This is a genomic window from Bacillus sp. 22475, from assembly GCF_052044835.1.
GTDB lineage: Bacteria > Bacillota > Bacilli > Bacillales > Bacillaceae_G > Bacillus_A > Bacillus_A cereus.
Window position 1 is genome coordinate 49,132 of record NZ_JBQENW010000013.1, and the last position, 20,124, is coordinate 69,255.

Consider the following 20,124-nt stretch of genomic DNA (forward strand, 5'->3'; position numbering starts at 1 on the left):
TAAGACTGTTATTTCAATAAAATAATCTTTTTATCCTTAAACTTACATATATATAAAGTGAAACTTTAATCATTGAGGGTTTCCTCATCCCCATTGATCATTCCTCACCAAGCGGGTTTGTACGGGATAAACAAGATAGGTGGTGAACATATGCCCAAAAAAGTTCTCATTTTTTGTGATCCTGGGATTGATGATACGATGGCTCTCCTCTTAGCATTCTTTATCAATGAAATAGAAATCGTCGGTATCGTTGCTGATTACGGCAATGTTCCAAAAAAAATGGCCGTAGAAAATGCTCATTTTCTTACAAGCGAAGTAAAGGGTAGAAATATCAAAATCTTTGGTGGATCAGAACGTCCAATTACTGGTGCTCCTCCTGCTTTTTTTACAGATGTACACGGGAAACAAGGGCTCGGGCCAATTATTCCAAAGGTGAATGTAACTAGCGAAGAAATGGAGAATTTTTTTGAAGTTATTCCTCTTATTGAACAGTATAAAGATGAATTAATTATTGTGAGCTTAGGAAGACTTACCTCCCTAGCAATTTTATTTATCGTATGTAAACAATTAATGGAGCAAGTTAAATCTTACTACGTAATGGGCGGTGCCTTTTTACATCCTGGTAATGTTACCCCTATTTCCGAAGCAAACTTTTATGGCGACCCTACTGCAGCTAATATAGTCCTTCAATCCGCAGCTAACATGTACATATACCCATTAAACGTCACCCAATATTCCATCATTACACCAGAAATGGCCGAATACATTGAGGCCAAAGGAAAAGCCCCACTTGTTAAACCGTTATTCGATCATTATTACTACGGATATTATAAAGACGCCCTACCACATTTAAAGGGCAGCCCCTTCCATGACACAATGCCAATACTCGCTTTACTTGATAACTCTATGTTTACCTATCACAAATCACCTATCGTTGTCATGACAGAATCTTATGCACAGGGGGCAAGCATTGGAGAATTTCGCTCTTTAGGAGAACCTAAACCATTTATTGATTGGCCGAGTCATCAAATAGCAATTGATTTTGATTATAACCGCTTCTTCAAACATTTCATGTCACTTATGACAGGTGAACAATTTTAAGATAAAAAAAACAGACCGTGATTTCTCACGGTCTGTCGTTTATTTTCTACAATTATCGTTTGATGTTATAGAAAGATTTGATACCATCGTAAACAGCGATTTCGCCTAGTTCGTCTTCGATGCGTAATAATTGGTTGTACTTAGCAATACGGTCAGTACGGCTCATAGAACCAGTTTTGATTTGGCCAGCGTTAGTTGCAACTGCGATGTCAGCGATTGTAGCATCTTCAGTTTCACCAGAACGGTGAGATACAACTGCTGTGTAACCAGCACGTTTAGCCATTTCGATAGCTTCGAAAGTCTCAGTTAAAGTACCGATTTGGTTAACTTTAATTAAGATTGAGTTAGAGATACCTTTTTCGATACCTTCAGCAAGTTTTTGAGTGTTAGTTACGAATAAATCGTCACCAACTAATTGTACTTTATCACCGATACGCTCAGTTAATAATTTGTGACCATCCCAGTCGTTTTCGTCTAAACCATCTTCGATAGAGATGATTGGGAAGTCTTTGCAAAGCTCTTCGTAGAAATCAACCATTTCTGCAGAAGTTAAGCCAGTACGGCCTTCGCCTGCAAGGTCATATTTACCAGTTTCTTTGTTGTAGAACTCAGAAGAAGCAACGTCCATTCCTAAGAATACGTTCTCGCCAGCTTTGTAACCAGCTTTTTCGATAGCTTCGATGATTACTTCTAGAGCTTCACGGTTAGAACCAAGGTTTGGAGCGAATCCACCTTCGTCACCTACTGCAGTGTTAAGACCTTTGTCATGTAATACAGCTTTAAGTGCATGGAATACTTCAGCACCCATACGGATTGATTCTTTGAATGTTGGAGCACCAACTGGTAAGATCATGAACTCTTGGAAGTCAACGTTGTTATCAGCGTGAGAACCACCGTTGATGATGTTCATCATTGGAGTTGGTAATTGTTTTGCATTGAATCCACCAAGGTAACGGTATAATGGAAGACCTACGAAGTCAGCTGCTGCGTGAGCTACTGCCATAGATACACCAAGGATAGCGTTAGCGCCTAGTTTACCTTTGTTTGGAGTGCCATCTAATTCGATCATAGCACGGTCGATACCAGCTTGGTCAGTTACATCGAAACCAGCGATTTCTGGAGCGATAATTTCGTTAACGTTGTTTACTGCGTTAACAACACCTTTACCAAGGTAACGAGATTTGTCACCGTCACGTAATTCTACTGCTTCGTGCTCACCAGTAGATGCACCACTTGGTACGATAGCGCGTCCGAAAGCGCCGCTTTCTGTGTAAACTTCTACTTCTACAGTTGGGTTACCACGAGAGTCAAGGACTTCGCGAGCATAAACATCAATAATTGTTGACATAATAAATTCTCTCCTTTTTATATAAGCAAATTATTTAATAATTGTTTTACCTGTCATTTCTTTCGGTTGTTCCACATTTAAAAGTGTAAGCATTGTTGGAGCGATATCTCCTAAAATACCACCTTCACGAAGCTCTACATCATTTTTTGTAACGATGAAAGGAACCGGGTTAGTTGTATGAGCTGTCATAGGACCGCCATCAGCAGTTAACTCCTGATCAGCATTACCATGGTCAGCAGTAATAAGTGCTACACCATCTTTTGCAAGAATCGCTTCTACAACTTTTCCTAAACATTCGTCAGTTGCTTCTACTGCTTTAATTGTTGGTTCCATCATCCCAGAATGGCCAACCATATCACAGTTCGCAAAGTTAAGAATGATAACATCATGTTTATCATTTTCGATTTCATTTACTAAAGCGTCCGTTACTTCGTAAATGCTCATTTCAGGTTTCAAGTCATACGTTGCAACCTTTGGTGAGTTAATTAAGATACGCTCTTCTCCTGGGAATTCAGCCTCACGACCACCGCTAAAGAAGAATGTAACGTGCGGATACTTTTCAGTTTCCGCGATGCGAAGTTGCTTTAATCCCGCTTGCGCAACAACTTCACCTAAAGTGTTATCAAGGTTCATTGGCTTGAATGCCACGTAACCATCTACAGTTTCACTGAAGTGTGTCATACATACGAATTCTGGAATGTGAGGTACTTTTTCACCACGATCGAACTCACGGAAGTCTTCGTTTGTAAATACACGAGCAATTTGAATTGCACGGTCTGGACGGAAGTTATAGAAGATAACTGCATCATCATCATTGATTGTTGCAACTGGCGTGTTATCTTCGTTAACAATTACAGACGGCAATACGAATTCATCATAGATACCGTTCGCATAAGAGTCTTCTACACACTCTTCTGCTGATTTATAAGTAGGGCCTTCACCATTCACCATAGCACTGTAACATTTTTCTACGCGATCCCAACGCTTGTCACGGTCCATAGAGTAATAACGACCAGAGATAGTCGCGAATTGTCCTACTCCTGTTTCTTTAATTACTTCATTCGTTGCATTGATATAACCTTTTGCTGTTTGTGGTCCAACATCGCGGCCGTCTAAGAATGCATGGATATAAACTTTCTCCACGCCTTCTTTTGCTGCTAAGCGAAGAAGAGCAAACATATGGTTCATGTGACTGTGCACACCACCGTCAGAAAGTAAACCGAATAAATGAAGTGCAGTACCTTTTTCTTTTACGCTTTTAATTGCATTTTGGAAAGTTTCGTTCTTATCGAACTCACCTTCACGAATTGCAACGTTAACGCGTGTTAAGCTTTGATATACTACGCGGCCAGCACCGATATTTAAGTGACCAACCTCAGAGTTACCCATTTGACCTTCTGGAAGACCTACCGCCTCACCACAAGCTGTAAGCGTTGTATGAGGGAATTTGTTCCAGTAGCCATCAAAATTAGGTTTCTTAGCTTGTGCTACAGCATTCCCGTAAGTTTCTTCACGAAGTCCGAAACCGTCAAGAATGATTAAAGCTGTTGGCTTTCTCATTTTACCGCCCCCAGAAGACCTAAGAACGAAGCAGGCTCTAAGCTAGCACCGCCAACTAAAGCGCCGTCGATGTCAGATTGTGCCATATACTCTTTAATGTTTTCTGGTTTTACGCTACCGCCGTATTGGATACGAACAGCTTCTGCAGCTTCTGGAGAAACAGCTTCTGCAACAACTTTACGGATGTGCGCACATACTTCGTTTGCATCTGCAGAAGAAGAAGATTTACCTGTACCGATAGCCCAGATTGGCTCATAAGCGATAACAGTTGCTTTAACTTGCTCTTCTGTTAAACCTGCAAGTGCTTTTGTCACTTGACCTGCTACTAGATCAAATGTTTTTCCGCTTTCGCGCTCTTCTAAAGTCTCACCACAACATACGATTGGTGTTAAACCATGTTCAAATGCTGCGATAGTCTTTTTGTTTACTGACTCATCTGTTTCAGCAAACATTTCACGACGCTCAGAGTGGCCAAGTACTACATAGCCAACTTTTAAGTCGCTAAGTGCTACTGGGCTAATTTCGCCAGTGAATGCACCATTTTTTTCGAAGTGCATGTTTTGTGCACCTACTTGTAAGTCAGTTCCTTCAGTTGCTGCTACAAGGCGCTCTAAGAATAGAGCTGGAGAGCAAACTACTGCATCAACAGCTGAAGCTGCTGGGATTTGACCTTTAACTTCCTCTACGAAGCTAACTGCTTCAGATAGAGTTTTATTCATTTTCCAGTTACCTGCGATAATTGGTTTACGCATGCTTTGCACCGTCCTTTTTCTTTGGCTGCTACTTATTTGTCGTTAAGACAAACTACACCTGGAAGCTCTTTACCTTCCATGAATTCTAATGACGCACCGCCGCCAGTAGAAATGTGGCTCATTTTATCAGCCATACCGAATTTTTCAACAGCTGCTGCAGAGTCACCACCGCCGATAACAGAGTATGTATCTTCTGCATCTGCTAATGCTTGTCCTACTGCTTTTGTACCTTCTGCGAATGGAGTCATTTCGAATACACCCATTGGTCCATTCCATACAACAAGCTTAGAATTTTTAATTACATCTGCATAAATTTCACGTGTTTTAGGACCGATGTCCACGCCTTCCCAGTTAGAAGGGATAGAGTCGATACCAACGATTTTAGTTGTTGCAGTTTCAGAGAATTCCTCAGTGATTACAACATCAACTGGCATGTAGAAGTTTACGCCTTTTTCTTTTGCAAGTTGCATAAATTCTTTAGCTAGTTCAATCTTGTCGTCTTCACATAGAGATAGACCAATTTCATGACCTAAAGCTTTAACGAATGTGTAAGCAAGTCCGCCACCGATGATTAAGTTATCTACTTTGTCTAATAGATGACGAATTACACCGATTTTATCTTTTACTTTCGCACCACCGATGATAGCTGTAAATGGACGTTCTGGGTTAGAAAGTGCTTTACCAAGTACATCTAACTCTTTTTCCATTAATAGACCAGATACTGCTGGTAGGTAGTCTGCGATACCTGCTGTAGAAGCATGAGCACGGTGAGCTGCACCGAATGCATCGTTTACGAAGATGTCAGCAAGTGCTGCAAATTCTTTCGCAAGTTCTGCATCGTTCTTTTCTTCGCCCGCATAGAAACGTACGTTTTCAAGAACTAATACGTCGCCTTCGTTCATTGCTGCAACCATTTCTTGTGCAACTGGTCCGAATGCTTCGTCCGCTTTTTTAACATCTTTACCAAGAAGCTCGCCTAAACGTGCTGCTACTGGAGTAAGACGTAATTCTTCTACTGCTTGACCTTTTGGACGGCCTAAGTGGCTTGCTAAAATAACTTTCGCACCTTGCTCTACTAAATATTGAATTGTAGGAAGAGCTGCACGGATACGAGTTTCATCTGTAATTTTGCCTTCTTTCATAGGTACGTTGAAATCAACGCGGCAAAATACACGCTTACCTTTTAAATCTACGTCACGAATTGATTTTTTGTTCATTGGATTTCCCTCCGACTACTAGTTAGGATTGACAAAACCCATTCAAAAGCTTAACACATTTGCTTTTAAAACGAAAGAAGAGAGAGAGGGAACAAACCCTCTCCCTCGTTTTGTCATTGATTGCTTATATAATTAAGAATTAAAGACCTTTAGAAGTCATGTAAGCTGCTAAGTCTACTACGCGGTTAGAGTAACCAGTTTCGTTATCGTACCAAGAAAGTACTTTAACCATGTTACCTTCCATTACCATTGTAGATAATGCATCGATTGTAGAAGAAGCTGTACATCCGTTATAGTCGATAGATACTAATGGCTCTTCGCTGTATCCAAGGATACCTTTTAATTCGCCTTCAGCTGCTGCTTTGAATGCTGCGTTTACATCTTCAACTGTTACTTCTTTGTCAAGTTCAACAACTAAGTCAACAAGAGAAACGTTAGCAGTTGGAACACGTACAGCGCCACCGTTTAATTTACCTTTAAGTTCTGGTAATACTAATGCTACAGCTTTAGCTGCACCAGTAGATGTTGGAATCATGTTTTCAGCTGCTGCACGAGCACGACGTAAATCTTTGTGTGGTAAGTCTAAGATTTGTTGGTCGTTAGTGTAAGAGTGAATTGTTGTCATCATTCCGCGTTTTACGCCGAATTTTTCGTTTAATACTTTAGCGAATGGAGCTAGACAGTTTGTAGTACAAGAAGCGTTAGATACTACGTTGTGGTTAGCTGCATCGTATTGTTCGTGGTTAACACCCATAACTACAGTGATATCTTCGTCAGAAGCTGGAGCTGAGATGATAACTTTCTTAACTGATCCACCTAAGTGTTTTTCAGCGTCTGATTTTTTAGTGAAACGGCCAGTAGATTCTACTACTACTTCTACTCCATAGTCGCTCCATGGTAATTGAGCTGGGTCACGCTCAGCGATAACTTTAATTTCTTTACCGTTAACAACGATGCTGTTTTCGTTAGCAGATACTTCTGCATTTAAAGTTCCGTGAACTGTGTCATATTTTAAAAGGTGAGCTAATGTTTTAGCATCTGTTAAGTCGTTGATTGCTACTACTTCTACCTCAGAGTTGTTAAGAGCTGCGCGGAATACGTTACGTCCGATACGTCCAAATCCATTAATACCAATTTTAGTCATTTGAATTTCCTCCTTGGGGGATTATATTAAAGGGTAAAACCCTTTGTTAACTGTTTTGCTGCACCTTCATCTGTAATTAGAATTGAAGTGTGCCCTTGCTTTATTACAGCCTGTATTGCTTTTGCCTTTGAAGAACCTCCAGCGACTGCAACAACGTGAGATACATTTTGTAAATCCTCTAGTTGCATACCCACTGTTCTTACTTTATGAACAACATTTCCTTCTTCATTAAAGTAGTAGCCGAAAGCTTCGCCAACTGCTTCGCTTGCCTGAATCTTTAACCAATCTGCTTCTGAAGTACTTCTGCGACGTGCCATTGTTAACGCATCACCTATTCCATGAATGACGATATTGGAAGATCGAATCAACTCAAGAACTTCTTTCACGGAAGGCTCTGTCACAATAGACGCATATGCTTCGCTACTAACATGGTCTGGAACATACAATAAGCGATAATTACTCATCGTATTTTGCGCCATCTTGGCACAAATGGTATTGGCTTCTAATTCAACACCTTCTCCAATTCCACCACGTGCTGGGACAAATAGCATATGTAAATCTTTGCAATCAAGTTGCATCATGTCCGCAGCAGCAGCTAGCGTAGTTCCTCCAGCCACAGCAACGATATTATTCGCTGTCAGACGGTCTTTTATACAAGTCACACAAGCACGGCCCATCTCCAGTTTGACCCAAGGTGATTCATCACTATCGCCAGGGACAACGAAAACTTCATCCAAGTCTAATGTTTCCTTAAGTTGCTTTTCTAAAACCTTTAACCCGGAAATTTCTTTCATAAAGTCTTCCAAAGCAAGAACTAAAGCTGTTCCTTCTTCTGTCAAAGTCATTCCAGAAGAAGCGACGTGAACTAAGTTTTGTTCTTTCAAAACTTGAACTTCACTTCGCAATACTCGTTCTGTCATACCGAGACTTGCTGATAAGTTTCTTCTTCCAATCGGCTGCATGAGCCTAATGTATTGAAGAATTTGCATTCTCGTTTGCATAACAGGTAGCAGATCAGGTAATAATTTTTTTGTATTCTGAATCCATGAGCGCATATCTTTTCTCCTCACTACATCGGTTCATTTTCCCTCGTGGTCACTTTACGTCCCGTAGTGACATTTTGTGTCCCACATAGGTTAAAAAAATAATCCCTGCTACGTGTATTATTGTAACAGGAGATAGAAACTTATTCAACTCTTAACTGCATTCTTTATATAGTTTATTATGACACCTTTGTGAATGTTACCATATTCTACTTGTTTTCCGTCCATTTCTACAACCGGAATCATTAAGTGATATTTTTCTAAAAGGTCATTATCTTCATATATATCTATTTCCTCGATTTGAAAAGAATATTCACATTGTACTTCCTGTAAAACTTGTTTCGCCTTCACGCAAAGGCCACAATCTTTTTTAGTATACAGTACAACTTTCATCTTCTTCACCTATCCGATCGTTTTTCGTAATGACGAAGCTGGGATATGCATTTGTTCTCTATACTTCGCCACTGTTCTTCGAGAAATAACAATTTCATGCTCTTCTTCTAATAATTTTGAAATCTTTTGATCTGAAAGTGGCTTTTTCTTATCCTCTGCCCCAATTAGCGTTTGAATAAATTGTTTTACACGTTTTGTAGAAACTGCTTCATCTTCAGTCGTCGAAACGGCATTGCTAAAGAACGATTTCATCTCAAATAAACCGTGTGGTGTTTGCACATACTTATTTCGCGTCGCACGACTAATTGTTGATTCATGCACACTTAACTCTTCCGCTACCTCTTTTAAAGCGAGAGGTCTTAAATACTCTGGACCTTTCCAGAAGAAATCACGTTGTTTTTCCATAATAATATTCATCACTTGCAGCAGCGTCTGTTTTCTCTGCTTCAAACTGCGCATAATCCACTGCACATGCTGATACTTTTCTGATACGTAAGATGCTACTTCACTTTCACTATTATTAAGAAGCGCACTGTACTCAGAATGAATTTCAATTCTCGGCATATTTCTCTCATTCATTTGTAAAACGAGGCGATCGCCATCTTTTTTCACCGCCATATCAGGCACAATATAAAGTGGTTTATCTGAAGAAAACGCAAGACCTGGTTTTGGTTGTAATGACGTTATACAATTCACCGCACTCTGTAATTCCTCATTACTACATTTCAACACTTGAACGAGCTTTCGCCAATCTTTCTTCACAAAATAAGCGAAATGATCTTCTACAACCTCTTCTGCTAATCCATTCCGCCTTTGTAAGCGCTTCAATTGCAAGGTTAAACATTCCTGAATATTACGCGCGCCTACCCCTGCTGGTTCCAGTGATTGGACAAGCTCTACAGATCGGTCGACTACATGAATATGCGCAGAAAGGAGCTCTGCTAACTCTTCATTCGTTTCTTGTAAATATCCATTTCCATCCATGTTCATAATAATGAAAGAAGCTACTTTTCGCTCTTCTTCATCTATTTTATAATACTGTATTTGATTTAATAAATGTTGCTGAATCGTTGTAGAATCCACACTGTAGATCTCCATCTGATTCTCGACTTGTTTGCTGGTACTTTTACTGTTGTTAGAGCTCTTTTTCTTCTCCCTCTCAAAACCACCTAACTCAATAAGGGGATTCTCTAACGATTGCTCATACAAAAACTCCGATAATTCTTGTACATTATACTGGAGCATTGTAATCGCTTGCCTTAACTCTTGTGTCATTGCCAAACGTAAGCTTTGTTCTTGTAAAAGACTTGCCTTCAAACTAATCTCCCCCTTGTTTCTATTGTACAATAAGTTTGGTAAAAGGAGAATGCTATCACAGACACCCATTCCAAAATATTATTAATTTATATGTATTAATGAGATTTACAACTTACAACCTAAATTTGAATAATATTGAAAGAAAATAATAAGGTTAAAAATTATCATCAAGTACTAATAGTAAATCTTATTACCAGATATAACAAGAGGGAAATAAAAAAAGTCCTAACCTACAAAACGTAAGTTAGGACTTTTTGACGCGCCCAGAGGGATTCGAACCCCCGGCAGACGTGGTACCGGAAACCACCGCTCTATCCGACTGAGCTATGGGCGCATGATTATAGAAAACACTTCATTTTCTTCTCATAATAATAGCAATAAAATCCATCTAAATCAATAAAAATATCCCCGTAATACCTTATGCATCTTAGCTAAAAACATATAAAATCTATTCCACCCCTAAATTTTCCAATCATAAATTCACCCCAACTCACAAATTATAACCTATGAATTGATATTCCAAAGGGGGCTTCATTCAATGACTGTAATTACAAAATTAAAGCAAACTGTTTCTGGATTAAAAAGTGCACAAGCTAGCTTAGAGGGATTCGCTCTTGATACGGATAACCAACAAGCTAAGCAACTTTTCCAAACAGCTGCGCAGCAAACACAAACGATTATCGATTCTTTAAACCCACGCGTTGAAGAAGTCCAACAAGAAGAACCACAATACTCACAGCAATAACAAATCAGATTTGCTGTGAAATAGAAAAAGGATGATATGCAGTCATCCTTTTTCTATCACATTACATATTGCAATAGAAATGGAATGATAATTATGCGAAAACTCGGCCTCATAACCGCATTATTTGCACTTCTATTTAGCTCTTTTACCGGATGTGATAATAGTCCTTTAGATAAAAAAGTGAAAGAAGAAGCAAAACGAATGGAGAAAGAAAAAGGTCCAAAGTTAACAAAGACGAGTACGGAATCCTTTAATCAATCTATATCACAAGGAGCGAAGAAAAGAGCTCTCGCTATGGATGAAATTATAAAAAGCACAGCAGTGAATTCAAATTTAGATCTCTACATAGCAGTTACACCGGAGCATCACGAAAGGTTTGGATTAAAACCTCTTCGTAAAAAGCTTCAAAAGCAGCTAAGTGATGAGCATCCTACTTTCGATGTTCGTGTCAGTACAGATAAAAAAATCTTTATGTTACTCGAAAAACTCGAAAGAAAAATTAAGGAAAAAGAAGTATCTAAAGATGAAATTAATAAACAATTAAAATTCATTGGTAAAAAAATGGAGTCTAACACTTAACGCTTTTTAAAAGAAAAGGAAGGATTGCAATGTCTAGTAAAGATAAAAACTTAACCCCTGTACAACAGGAGTATAAAAAATTCGAACAAGAACGCGAACCGAAACGACCTGTCTTAAAAAATTGTATAAAAGCCTTTTTCGTCGGTGGTTTTATTTGCTTCATCGGACAACTCATTTCTACTTTTTACATCACATATTTTGATTTCACTGAACGCTCAGCAGGAAATCCAACAGTCGCAACTCTTATTTTCATTTCTATGTTACTAACTGGATTTGGTATATACGATCGTTTTGGACAGTTTGCTGGTGCTGGTACAGCTGTACCTGTTACTGGATTTGGTAACTCTGTTATTGCAGCATGTATCGAACACCGAACGGAAGGATTCGTCCTTGGTGTTGGCGGCAATATGTTTAAACTAGCTGGTTCTGTTATTTTATTTGGTGTATTTTCAGCTTTTGTCATCGCACTTATTAAAACGATTCTCGTTCAATGGGGAGGTCTATAAATGTTACAAGGACACCGAACGTGGGTATTTGAAAACAAACCAGTCATTATCTCAACAGGGGTTGTCGGTGGACCATTTGAAGCAAAGGGAAACATTCCAGAAGACTTCGATATCCTTCATGAAGATTTATGGCTCGGACAAGATTCCTATGAAAAAGCACATAAAATTTTATTCGAAGAAGCTTGTAGTCGTGCTACTGAAAAAGCAGAACTTCGTAAAGATGATATTCAATTTGTACTTGCAGGAGATTTAATCAATCAAATTACTCCAACAAGCTTTGCTTGCCGGACACTTGGCACTCCTTATCTCGGATTATTCGGGGCTTGTTCTACTTCTATGGAAGGTTTAGCACTTGGGGCAAGTATCGTAAATGCAAAAGGCGCAAAATATTTATTAACTGGTGCATCCAGTCATAATACAGCTGTAGAAAAACAATTCCGCTATCCTACCGAATACGGCGGACAAAAGCCACCTACTGCACAGTGGACAGTAACCGGAGCAGGAGCCGCCATTTTAAGCGATACTGGACATGGTCCAAGAGTAACCTCTGCAACGATTGGGCGAGTTATTGATATGGGATTAACAGACCCTTTTAATATGGGGGGCGCGATGGCTCCAGCTGCAGTTGATACAATCGAAGCCCATTTACGCGAACGACAAATCGATGCCTCTTACTATGACCTAATCGTGACTGGTGATCTTGGCCATGTCGGTCGCGAAATTGCTTACGATTTACTACATAAGCATGGAACCAAAGTAACGAGCGAACAGTTTCAAGATTGCGGAATTATCATTTATAGAGAAGGACAACCTGTCATAGCTGGTGCTAGCGGGCCTGGATGTTCCGCAACAGTCGTATACGGTCATTTATTAAACCGAATGAAAAGAGGAGAGTTCAAAAAAATACTTGTCGTTGCGACAGGCGCTTTACTATCTCCACTTACATTCCAACAAGAAGAAACGATTCCGTGTATCGCTCATGCCGTTTCGATTGAATTTGGAGGTGCAACGCAATGATTTTTTTCTGGGCTTTCGTCATCGGCGGACTCATATGCGTAATCGGACAACTTATGTTTGATGTCGGCAAGTTAACACCAGCTCATACAATGGCAACACTCGTTGTTGCCGGAGCAATATTAGATGGATTCAATTTGTATGAACCATTAATTGACTTCGCTGGGGCCGGGGCAACTGTACCTATTACAAGCTTTGGTAATGCCCTAGTTCATGGTGCAATGGAAGAAGCTGCAAAACATGGCATCGTTGGCGTTATTACTGGCATGTTTAAAGTAACGAGCGCCGGTGTATCAGCAGCTATTATTTTCGGCTTCATTGGAGCATTGTTATTCAAACCGAAAGGATAAGGTGTTCGTATGACAGTTATCGCTAGCGTTAAAACCTGCCTTGCCAGTGTAAGGGGCGCTCAAGCAAGTTTAAGCTCTCTTTCACTAAATTCACAAGACGAAGAATCAAAACGTATATTTCACGAATGTATGTTAGAAATGGACAGCATCATCGCTGATTTACAGAATAGAGTTTCAGTATTAGAACGTGAAGAACCTCAATATAAAGGGTTTTAAGTAGACTGGAGGAAACGACTATGTCTCACCTGCCGGAATGGACACTTGTCATTCTTCGCTCTGTATTCATATTAATTATTTTATTCGCTATTACGAAATGGTTAGGGAAAAGACAAATCTCTCAGCTTTCCTTTTTTGAATACATAGCCGGAATGACAATTGGTGACATCGCTGCCCAAGTATCTACAGGGCTCGATTCAAAATTTTTTCACGGCGTCTTTGCGATACTCATTTTCGCTGTGGTACCTTTTTTAACAGGAATCCTCTCTTTAAAGAACAAAACAGCTCGGGACTTCTTTGAAGGGAAATCTACCGTATTAATAAAAGACGGAAAGATACTCGAAGATAACTTGAAGAAAGAAAAATATACGAGTGACGAATTACTGGAACTTCTCCGTGGAAAAAGTGCGTTCAGCGTAGCTGAAGTCGAATTTGCTGTCTTAGAACCGAGCGGAGAATTAAATGTACTATTAAAGAAAGATTCTCAGCCACTTACTGCAAAAGACATCGGTTTAAAAGTACCGAATGAAAAAGAACCACAAACTGTTATTATGGATGGAAATGTACTAGATGAACCTCTTTCAGCAAGCGGACATAACCGCGCTTGGCTACATTCAGAATTAGAAAAACTTGGCGTTGTTATTGAAAATGTCTTTCTCGGTCAAGTGGATTCATACGGACAACTTACTATCGACATTTACAATGACAAACTCCAAATGCCTTCTCCTCAAAACAAACCTTTATTATTAGCATCTTTAAAAAAATGTCATGCTGATCTTGAACTATTTTCCCTAGAAACAAAGTCGAAATCAGCAAGCGAAATGTATAGTAAAAACGCGAAACAAATCGAAAAGATTTTAAATAAAGTAACCTATCTTTTAAAAGACTAATTATCGAAAGAACGCTTCAGTTAAAAGGCGTTCTTTTCTTTTTTTCTCCAGTTTTCATAACGTTTAAATTTATGTAATTCGGTTATGATGTTGAAGATACATAAGCAGGGAATTTCGAAAACATAGCGAATATTTCATGGTACAACTACATATTTTTTTGATTTAAAGTGGTTTCGTTTGACCTTTATTGACCATAATTGTATTATAAGACTAAGAAAGCTTTAGAAGGAGGAAATAACAGATGAATTTAATTCCTACAGTAATTGAACAAACAAATCGTGGAGAACGCGCTTACGATATTTACTCTCGACTATTAAAAGACCGCATCATTATGCTTGGTAGTGCAATTGATGACAACGTAGCTAACTCAATCGTTTCCCAGCTTTTATTCTTGGAATCTCAAGATCCAGAAAAAGATATTCACATCTACATCAACAGCCCTGGTGGTTCTATCACAGCGGGTATGGCAATCTATGATACAATGCAGTTTATTAAACCACAAGTATCAACAATCTGTATCGGTATGGCTGCATCTATGGGTGCATTCTTACTTGCAGCAGGTGAAAAAGGAAAACGTTACGCACTTCCAAACAGTGAAGTAATGATTCACCAACCACTTGGTGGAGCACAAGGTCAAGCGACTGAAATCGAAATCGCTGCAAAACGTATCCTATTCTTACGTGAAAAACTAAACCAAATTCTTGCTGACCGCACTGGTCAACCACTTGAAGTACTACAACGCGACACAGACCGCGACAACTTCATGACAGCGGAAAAAGCTTTAGAATACGGTTTAATCGATAAGATCTTTACAAATCGTTAATAACTAAAAGCAGAAGCGGCTCGTTCAGAATCGCAGGGCGATGGAGTCCCTGATTCCGAGGCGCTTTTTGCCTCGAATGAAGGGGCGAAGCGACCGGAGATTCTAGCCGCTGGAGCTGGATATAACTAAAAGCGAAAGCGGCTCGTTTAGAATCGCAGGTCGCTGGAGCTGGATACAACTAAAAGTGGAAGCGCCCTATAATTGGGCGCTTCTTTTATATATTGTTCCCCGCTCACATACCCCACCCAGTATCTCTCTAAATATATCAACGATTTTTTAATATATCAACGGTTCGACACAACATATCGATTTACCGACAATCTCCGACAAGGACAAATCAGCTAAATACCCCTCCCCGCTAATCCGCACAAACAACAAAACAAAAAAACTATCGCATATACGCGATAGCTCTTTATTGTACATATGCAGCTAATGCTTCTAAAGCCTCTTCTGCATCTGAACCTTCTGTTGTAATTGTTATCATGCTTCCAGTTCCAATTGCTAAGCTCATAATCCCCATTATGCTCTTTGCATTTACTGTCTTTCCATCTTTCTCAATGAAGATATCTGCATGAAAGCGATTTGCCTCTTGTACAAACAACGCAGCCGGACGTGCTTGTAAACCGTTTTTTAATGAAACCTGAACTCGTTTTTGAACCACAGCTCCATTTCCCCTTTAACCTCTTATTTTTTTGCTACCGTTTCCCCCGCGCGTAATTTCTCTGCAATTTCATCGATTTTACGCAAACGATGATTAATACCCGATTTACTAATTTTCCCCCCGGATACCATCTCACCTAACTCTTTCAATGTTACATCTTGATAATCTCTTCGTAGTTGCGCAATCTCTTGTAGTTTATCTGGCAATATATCAAGACCAACCGTCTCATCAATATAGCGGATATTTTCAATCTGCCTTAGCGCTGCACCAATTGTTTTATTTAAATTAGCTGTTTCGCAGTTCACTAAACGATTTACGGAATTACGCATATCACGTACGATTCGAATATCTTCAAACCTTAAAAGTGCATTATGAGCACCAATAATATTTAAAAATTCCGTAATTTTCTCCGCTTCTTTCAAATACGTAATGTACCCTTTTCTTCTTTCCAACGTCTTACTATTTAAATCAAATCCGTTCATCAGTTCACATATAGCATCATTATGTTCCTTATATAACGAAAAGATCTCTAAATGATAAGATGATGTTTCTGGGTTATTTACTGAACCACCTGCTAAAAATGCACCGCGTAAATACGATCGTTTACAACACTTCTTCTCAATCAATTCTTGTGATATATTTCGAATAAATGAAAAGTCATCTCGAACGATATGAAGATCGGCTAATATTTCGCGAGACTTTTCAACAAGCCTTACGATATATACATTATTTTTCTTCAATCGCATTTTTTTACGAACAAGTAATTCTACCGTCACGTCATATCCTTTTTTCAAAAGCGTATAAATCCTTCTTGCAATTGCCGCATTTTCTGTTTGAATATCGATAGATAGACGACGGTTTGAAAAAGAAAGCGATCCATTCATTCGAAGTAACGCTGATAATTCAGCTTTCTCACAGCATTCTTTCACTTCAAGATTCGTCAGCTCTTTCTTTGTTTCTGATGCAAATGACACAGTCAACACCTCCTTATACGATTATTATGGAACAAAATTCTTGTCCTATATGAATGAGGAGCGCCACCTCAAACGAGGCAACGCACATTTATAACAATGAATATAAAATCGAAGCTAACTTTAACGTATCGTGCCTTACAACACGATCATCATACTTCGCTAATCCCTCTTGAATAACATCAATATTATTTTCAGCAAAACGTTCTTCATCCACTACAACTGGTGTAGACATTTCTTCCTCATATAACTTACGTAATTCACAAGGAATCTCACGGTTATTTACAATTGCAGTATTAATAAATGGTTGCCCTAAATGATCGTGTAACGCCTGCACATGATCAAAAGCAGTATATCCCATCGTTTCACCCGCTTGTGTCATAACGTTACATACATATACCTTCTTCGCCTTTGCAGCAAGAACAGCGTCCCCAATTTTGTTAACAACTAAGTTGGGTAATATACTCGTATACAAACTTCCTGGGCCGAAAACAAGTAAATCAGCTCGTTTAATCTCAGCCAACGTTTCATGCAATGGCTCTACATCTTCTGGAGTTAAAAAGACACGATTAATCTTCTTTCCGTAATAAGGAATCTTTGATTCACCTGTTACAATTTCCCCATCTTCAAGTTCCGCATGAAGTACCGCACTTTGATTCGCTGCTGGTAATACACGTCCTCTGACATTTAATACTTTACTTGTTTCCGTAATTGCATGGAAAAAGTCTCCTGTAATCGAGGTCATACCTGCCAACAATAGATTTCCTAACGCATGACCTTTCAGTCCGTCTCCTGTTGTGAAACGGTGCTGAAATAAAGCTTCCACCAGCGGCTCTACATCCGATAACGCAACAAGTACGTTACGGATGTCACCTGGAGGTGGAATTTCTAGCTCATCACGTAATCGACCCGAACTGCCACCATCATCAGCGATTGTAACAACTGCTGTAATATCAACAGGATATTGCTTTAATCCTCTTAATAAAACAGAGAGTCCAGTTCCGCCTCCCATGATGACAATTTTAGGCTTTCTCTCTTTTTTCATCCCTTAATGGCCCTTTCTCTTCTCCACATCACGATGAGATACATGAACACTATACTCTGGTTTCAAATGTTTCCCAAGGTATTCTGTAAGCGTAACAGAACGATGCTGTCCACCTGTACATCCAATTGCAATTACAAGTTGACTTTTGCCTTCTCTTTTATAATGAGGCAGCATGAAAGTAATCAGATCCGTCAACTTCTCTAAAAACTTATGTGTCTCATTAAATTTCAGTACATACGAAGAAACTTCTTCATCTAGTCCTGTTAATGGCTTCATATGTGGAATGTAATATGGATTTGGTAAAAAACGAACATCAAATACTAAATCTGCATCAATTGGAATACCGTACTTAAATCCAAATGACATAACATTTACACGAAATGCTTGCTCAGTTTCTGTTGAGAACAAGTGAACAATTTTTTCACGTAATTCTTTCGGTTTTAAATCCGATGTATCAAGCACAATATTTGCTCGTGCCTTCATATCTGTTAATAAATTGCGCTCTGCTTCGATTCCCTTTAACGGCAAACCAGTTGGTGCAAGTGGATGCGAACGTCTCGTTTCTTTATAACGAGTTACAAGCGTACTATCTTTCGCATCTAAAAATAAAATATGAGGAATAATCCATGTACGTTCTGATAAATCATCAAGTGCTCCCCATAAATGTTCGAAAAACTCGCGGCCACGTAAATCAATACCAAGTGCCACTTTATTCATTTTCCCTTTTGAATCCGCCATAAGCTCAATAAACTTTGGCAATAACATCGGTGGTAAATTATCTACACAAAAATATCCTAAATCTTCAAAACTTTGTAAAGCTACTGTTTTTCCAGCTCCAGACATCCCTGTAATAATTACCATTTTTATATCATTATTCTCTGTCATCGTATCCTCTCCTTGACGGTTTAACTCGGATCTAATCGATATGAAAGCAACTCAAAATCTGGGGTATATACAAATGTACCGTAGATTATGCCATTTCCTTTAATTAAATAATCAATAATGTGATAATCTCCTGGCGCCATTGCTAAATCATCAATTTTATCAAATGTATGCCAACCAATGATGCCTTCTTCGCTCTCTAGTTTGTTTTCTCCTGCAAAATCTGTCGCTAAAAAGGAGAACATCATCCATTCAGAAACAACTTTATCACCTTCTTGGATGACAAAGGTGAAGACCCCCTTTAACGCTGGGTTTTTCAAATAAATACCTGTTTCTTCGCGATATTCGCGAACAACGGAATCTCTTACAGTCTCACCACGCTCCATTTTCCCGCCTGGTGCAACCCACCAATTTCGGCGAGGTTTTTGGAGTAAGAGTACTTCATTATCTCTAATTAACACACAGTTTGTCACTCTTTGCATGTTTCTTCACCTCAGCTACTTGCAGTAAAATTTCTCACTGCATACTTCTTTCATTATACTATCAAAAACAGTTTGCTACAACGAAGGAGCCAGTCCTCTTTCGCTAAGCATATGCTACTCAACAATTTTAAAAAAGCTTTCCATAACAAGCAATGTAAATGCTTAGACTTTTAATGAATAGCATGAAAAATCCCCTTAACGATTTTTATCGCCAAGGGGATTAAAGCCCTTATTTCTTACCGAAATAAGTAACAATCGCAAATCCTAAAATAAAGGTAATAATTGAACTTATAATTGAAAATCCGCCGGTCGGAATACCAGGGAACACAATTACAATCGAACCGATAACTAGTCCAATAATTGCCGCAAATGTCATACTTTTATAACGATCTAATAAAAAACTAATGCCTTTACTACTTACAACAAATCCAACCATAACACCAGCACCGATAACCACAATTAAAGGTAAGTTAAGTGTAGTTAAAGCGTTAATTGCTGTTGGATACACACCAATAATTAATAAAATAAACGATCCACTAATCCCAGGAAGTAGCATAGCCATACTAGCCATCCATCCTGCGAAAAATAAACCAATTGCATTTAAAATTGTTAACGTCGTAATTGGATCTGCTGCCTTATCTGGTTTAAAGAAAGCTGTAATCGCAACAAGAATTGCTGCAACTATTAATAAAACAATGTGCTTACCTTTAAAGGACGACTTTGCATCAGCTTCTCTCATTAACATCGGTAATATACTAATAATTAAACCGAGGAAGAAAAATTGAGTCGGTTCATAATGATTTGCAAGTAAATATTTAATAACATGACTTAACGTTAAAAACGCTGCTGCCACACCAGCTGCAAGTGGAATTAAAAACCCTAAATGTTTTTTCCATTCACGACTAAAGAATCCACTAATTGCCGCAAGCAATTGTTCATAAATCCCTAACACAACAGCGATTGTACCGCCGCTCACACCAGGAATTAAATCACTAACGCCCATACAAAATCCACGATATATATTACGCCATTCCATACTGAATAAATTCCTCATTTCTTATAGTGATTTTTTCCGTAAAGTCCAG

The 20,124-nt window shown here is 38.9% G+C and carries 23 protein-coding genes and 1 tRNA gene; 9 read left to right on the forward strand and 15 right to left on the reverse strand.

Translation table 11 applies throughout. The features are described from left to right. Positions 1–150: 150 nt before the first annotated feature. Positions 151–1,101 carry a nucleoside hydrolase gene (locus ACTJJY_RS19795; RefSeq protein ID WP_440606349.1) on the forward strand — a complete coding sequence of 317 codons (951 nt, stop codon included), beginning with the start codon at positions 151–153 and terminating at the stop codon, positions 1,099–1,101. Between the two features lie 52 nt (positions 1,102–1,153). On the opposite strand, the gene eno is transcribed toward ACTJJY_RS19795, so the two are convergent. The 9 genes from eno to ACTJJY_RS19840 form a co-directional block, all read right to left on the reverse strand. Beyond that, entirely contained in the window at positions 1,154–2,449 is a 1,296-nt protein-coding gene (gene eno / locus ACTJJY_RS19800; RefSeq protein WP_000103951.1) for a phosphopyruvate hydratase, read from the reverse strand. A gap of 30 nt (positions 2,450–2,479) precedes the next feature. Continuing rightward, entirely contained in the window at positions 2,480–4,009 is a 1,530-nt protein-coding gene (gene gpmI / locus ACTJJY_RS19805) for a 2,3-bisphosphoglycerate-independent phosphoglycerate mutase (protein WP_440606350.1), read from the reverse strand. Then, positions 4,006–4,761, reverse strand: coding sequence for a triose-phosphate isomerase (tpiA, locus tag ACTJJY_RS19810; protein WP_001231038.1), 756 nt, complete (start codon positions 4,759–4,761; stop codon positions 4,006–4,008). The genes gpmI and tpiA overlap by 4 nt, the downstream gene beginning before the upstream one ends. Before the next feature lie 32 nt (positions 4,762–4,793). After that, positions 4,794–5,978, reverse strand: coding sequence for a phosphoglycerate kinase (locus ACTJJY_RS19815; protein WP_001036331.1), 1,185 nt, complete (start codon positions 5,976–5,978; stop codon positions 4,794–4,796). Positions 5,979–6,117: 139 nt separating this feature from the next. Beyond that, positions 6,118–7,122 (reverse strand): type I glyceraldehyde-3-phosphate dehydrogenase, encoded by a 1,005-nt coding sequence (gene gap / locus ACTJJY_RS19820; RefSeq protein ID WP_000161234.1) that lies wholly within the window; start codon positions 7,120–7,122, stop codon positions 6,118–6,120. A 26-nt stretch (positions 7,123–7,148) separates the two neighbouring features. Then, positions 7,149–8,177 (reverse strand): gapA transcriptional regulator CggR, encoded by a 1,029-nt coding sequence (gene cggR / locus ACTJJY_RS19825; protein WP_001258185.1) that lies wholly within the window; start codon positions 8,175–8,177, stop codon positions 7,149–7,151. A gap of 135 nt (positions 8,178–8,312) precedes the next feature. After that, positions 8,313–8,558 carry a glutaredoxin family protein gene (locus ACTJJY_RS19830; RefSeq protein WP_000869730.1) on the reverse strand — a complete coding sequence of 82 codons (246 nt, stop codon included), beginning with the start codon at positions 8,556–8,558 and terminating at the stop codon, positions 8,313–8,315. Between the two features lie 9 nt (positions 8,559–8,567). Further along, positions 8,568–9,875 (reverse strand): RNA polymerase factor sigma-54, encoded by a 1,308-nt coding sequence (gene rpoN / locus ACTJJY_RS19835; RefSeq protein ID WP_000647953.1) that lies wholly within the window; start codon positions 9,873–9,875, stop codon positions 8,568–8,570. Positions 9,876–10,133: 258 nt separating this feature from the next. Next, positions 10,134–10,209, reverse strand: a tRNA-Arg gene (locus ACTJJY_RS19840). 204 nt (positions 10,210–10,413) lie between these two features. On the opposite strand from ACTJJY_RS19840, the gene ACTJJY_RS19845 reads away from it, so the two are divergent. The 8 genes from ACTJJY_RS19845 (at position 10,414) to clpP (ending at position 14,998) form a co-directional block, all read left to right on the forward strand. After that, the gene (locus ACTJJY_RS19845) at positions 10,414–10,620 is read left to right on the forward strand and encodes a DUF1657 domain-containing protein (protein ID WP_000216166.1); all 207 of its coding nucleotides are present in this window, start codon (positions 10,414–10,416) and stop codon (positions 10,618–10,620) included. A 93-nt stretch (positions 10,621–10,713) separates the two neighbouring features. Then, positions 10,714–11,199, forward strand: a complete 486-nt coding sequence (locus ACTJJY_RS19850) for a YhcN/YlaJ family sporulation lipoprotein (protein ID WP_440606351.1) — start codon at positions 10,714–10,716, stop codon at positions 11,197–11,199. A 29-nt stretch (positions 11,200–11,228) separates the two neighbouring features. Continuing rightward, positions 11,229–11,705 (forward strand): stage V sporulation protein AC, encoded by a 477-nt coding sequence (spoVAC, locus tag ACTJJY_RS19855; RefSeq protein WP_000095399.1) that lies wholly within the window; start codon positions 11,229–11,231, stop codon positions 11,703–11,705. Continuing rightward, positions 11,706–12,722, forward strand: coding sequence for a stage V sporulation protein AD (gene spoVAD / locus ACTJJY_RS19860; protein ID WP_000938970.1), 1,017 nt, complete (start codon positions 11,706–11,708; stop codon positions 12,720–12,722). Then, the gene (spoVAE, locus tag ACTJJY_RS19865) at positions 12,719–13,069 is read left to right on the forward strand and encodes a stage V sporulation protein AE (protein ID WP_000575919.1); all 351 of its coding nucleotides are present in this window, start codon (positions 12,719–12,721) and stop codon (positions 13,067–13,069) included. Before spoVAD ends, spoVAE begins: the two co-directional genes overlap by 4 nt. 9 nt (positions 13,070–13,078) lie before the next feature. After that, positions 13,079–13,285, forward strand: coding sequence for a DUF1657 domain-containing protein (locus tag ACTJJY_RS19870; RefSeq protein ID WP_000215906.1), 207 nt, complete (start codon positions 13,079–13,081; stop codon positions 13,283–13,285). Positions 13,286–13,305: 20 nt separating this feature from the next. Then, positions 13,306–14,175 carry a DUF421 domain-containing protein gene (locus ACTJJY_RS19875; RefSeq protein ID WP_000018924.1) on the forward strand — a complete coding sequence of 290 codons (870 nt, stop codon included), beginning with the start codon at positions 13,306–13,308 and terminating at the stop codon, positions 14,173–14,175. 241 nt (positions 14,176–14,416) lie between these two features. Beyond that, positions 14,417–14,998, forward strand: a complete 582-nt coding sequence (gene clpP, locus ACTJJY_RS19880; RefSeq protein WP_001049162.1) for an ATP-dependent Clp endopeptidase proteolytic subunit ClpP — start codon at positions 14,417–14,419, stop codon at positions 14,996–14,998. Positions 14,999–15,410: 412 nt separating this feature from the next. Here the strand turns inward: clpP and ACTJJY_RS19885 are convergent, their stop codons facing one another. From ACTJJY_RS19885 to ACTJJY_RS19910, 6 genes are all read right to left on the reverse strand, one after another. Continuing rightward, the gene (locus ACTJJY_RS19885) at positions 15,411–15,659 is read right to left on the reverse strand and encodes an HPr family phosphocarrier protein (protein WP_000250307.1); all 249 of its coding nucleotides are present in this window, start codon (positions 15,657–15,659) and stop codon (positions 15,411–15,413) included. Between the two features lie 23 nt (positions 15,660–15,682). Beyond that, the gene (gene whiA / locus ACTJJY_RS19890) at positions 15,683–16,633 is read right to left on the reverse strand and encodes a DNA-binding protein WhiA (protein WP_000006566.1); all 951 of its coding nucleotides are present in this window, start codon (positions 16,631–16,633) and stop codon (positions 15,683–15,685) included. An 88-nt stretch (positions 16,634–16,721) separates the two neighbouring features. After that, positions 16,722–17,675 (reverse strand): gluconeogenesis factor YvcK family protein, encoded by a 954-nt coding sequence (locus tag ACTJJY_RS19895; protein ID WP_000712187.1) that lies wholly within the window; start codon positions 17,673–17,675, stop codon positions 16,722–16,724. Between the two features lie 3 nt (positions 17,676–17,678). Continuing rightward, a complete protein-coding gene (rapZ, locus tag ACTJJY_RS19900) occupies positions 17,679–18,560 on the reverse strand; it encodes an RNase adapter RapZ (protein ID WP_000138459.1) in 882 nt (293 codons plus the stop codon). A gap of 20 nt (positions 18,561–18,580) precedes the next feature. Continuing rightward, the gene (locus ACTJJY_RS19905) at positions 18,581–19,039 is read right to left on the reverse strand and encodes an NUDIX hydrolase (RefSeq protein ID WP_001190080.1); all 459 of its coding nucleotides are present in this window, start codon (positions 19,037–19,039) and stop codon (positions 18,581–18,583) included. Between the two features lie 229 nt (positions 19,040–19,268). Beyond that, positions 19,269–20,075 carry a DUF368 domain-containing protein gene (locus ACTJJY_RS19910; RefSeq protein WP_000455196.1) on the reverse strand — a complete coding sequence of 269 codons (807 nt, stop codon included), beginning with the start codon at positions 20,073–20,075 and terminating at the stop codon, positions 19,269–19,271. Positions 20,076–20,124 lie beyond the last annotated feature (49 nt).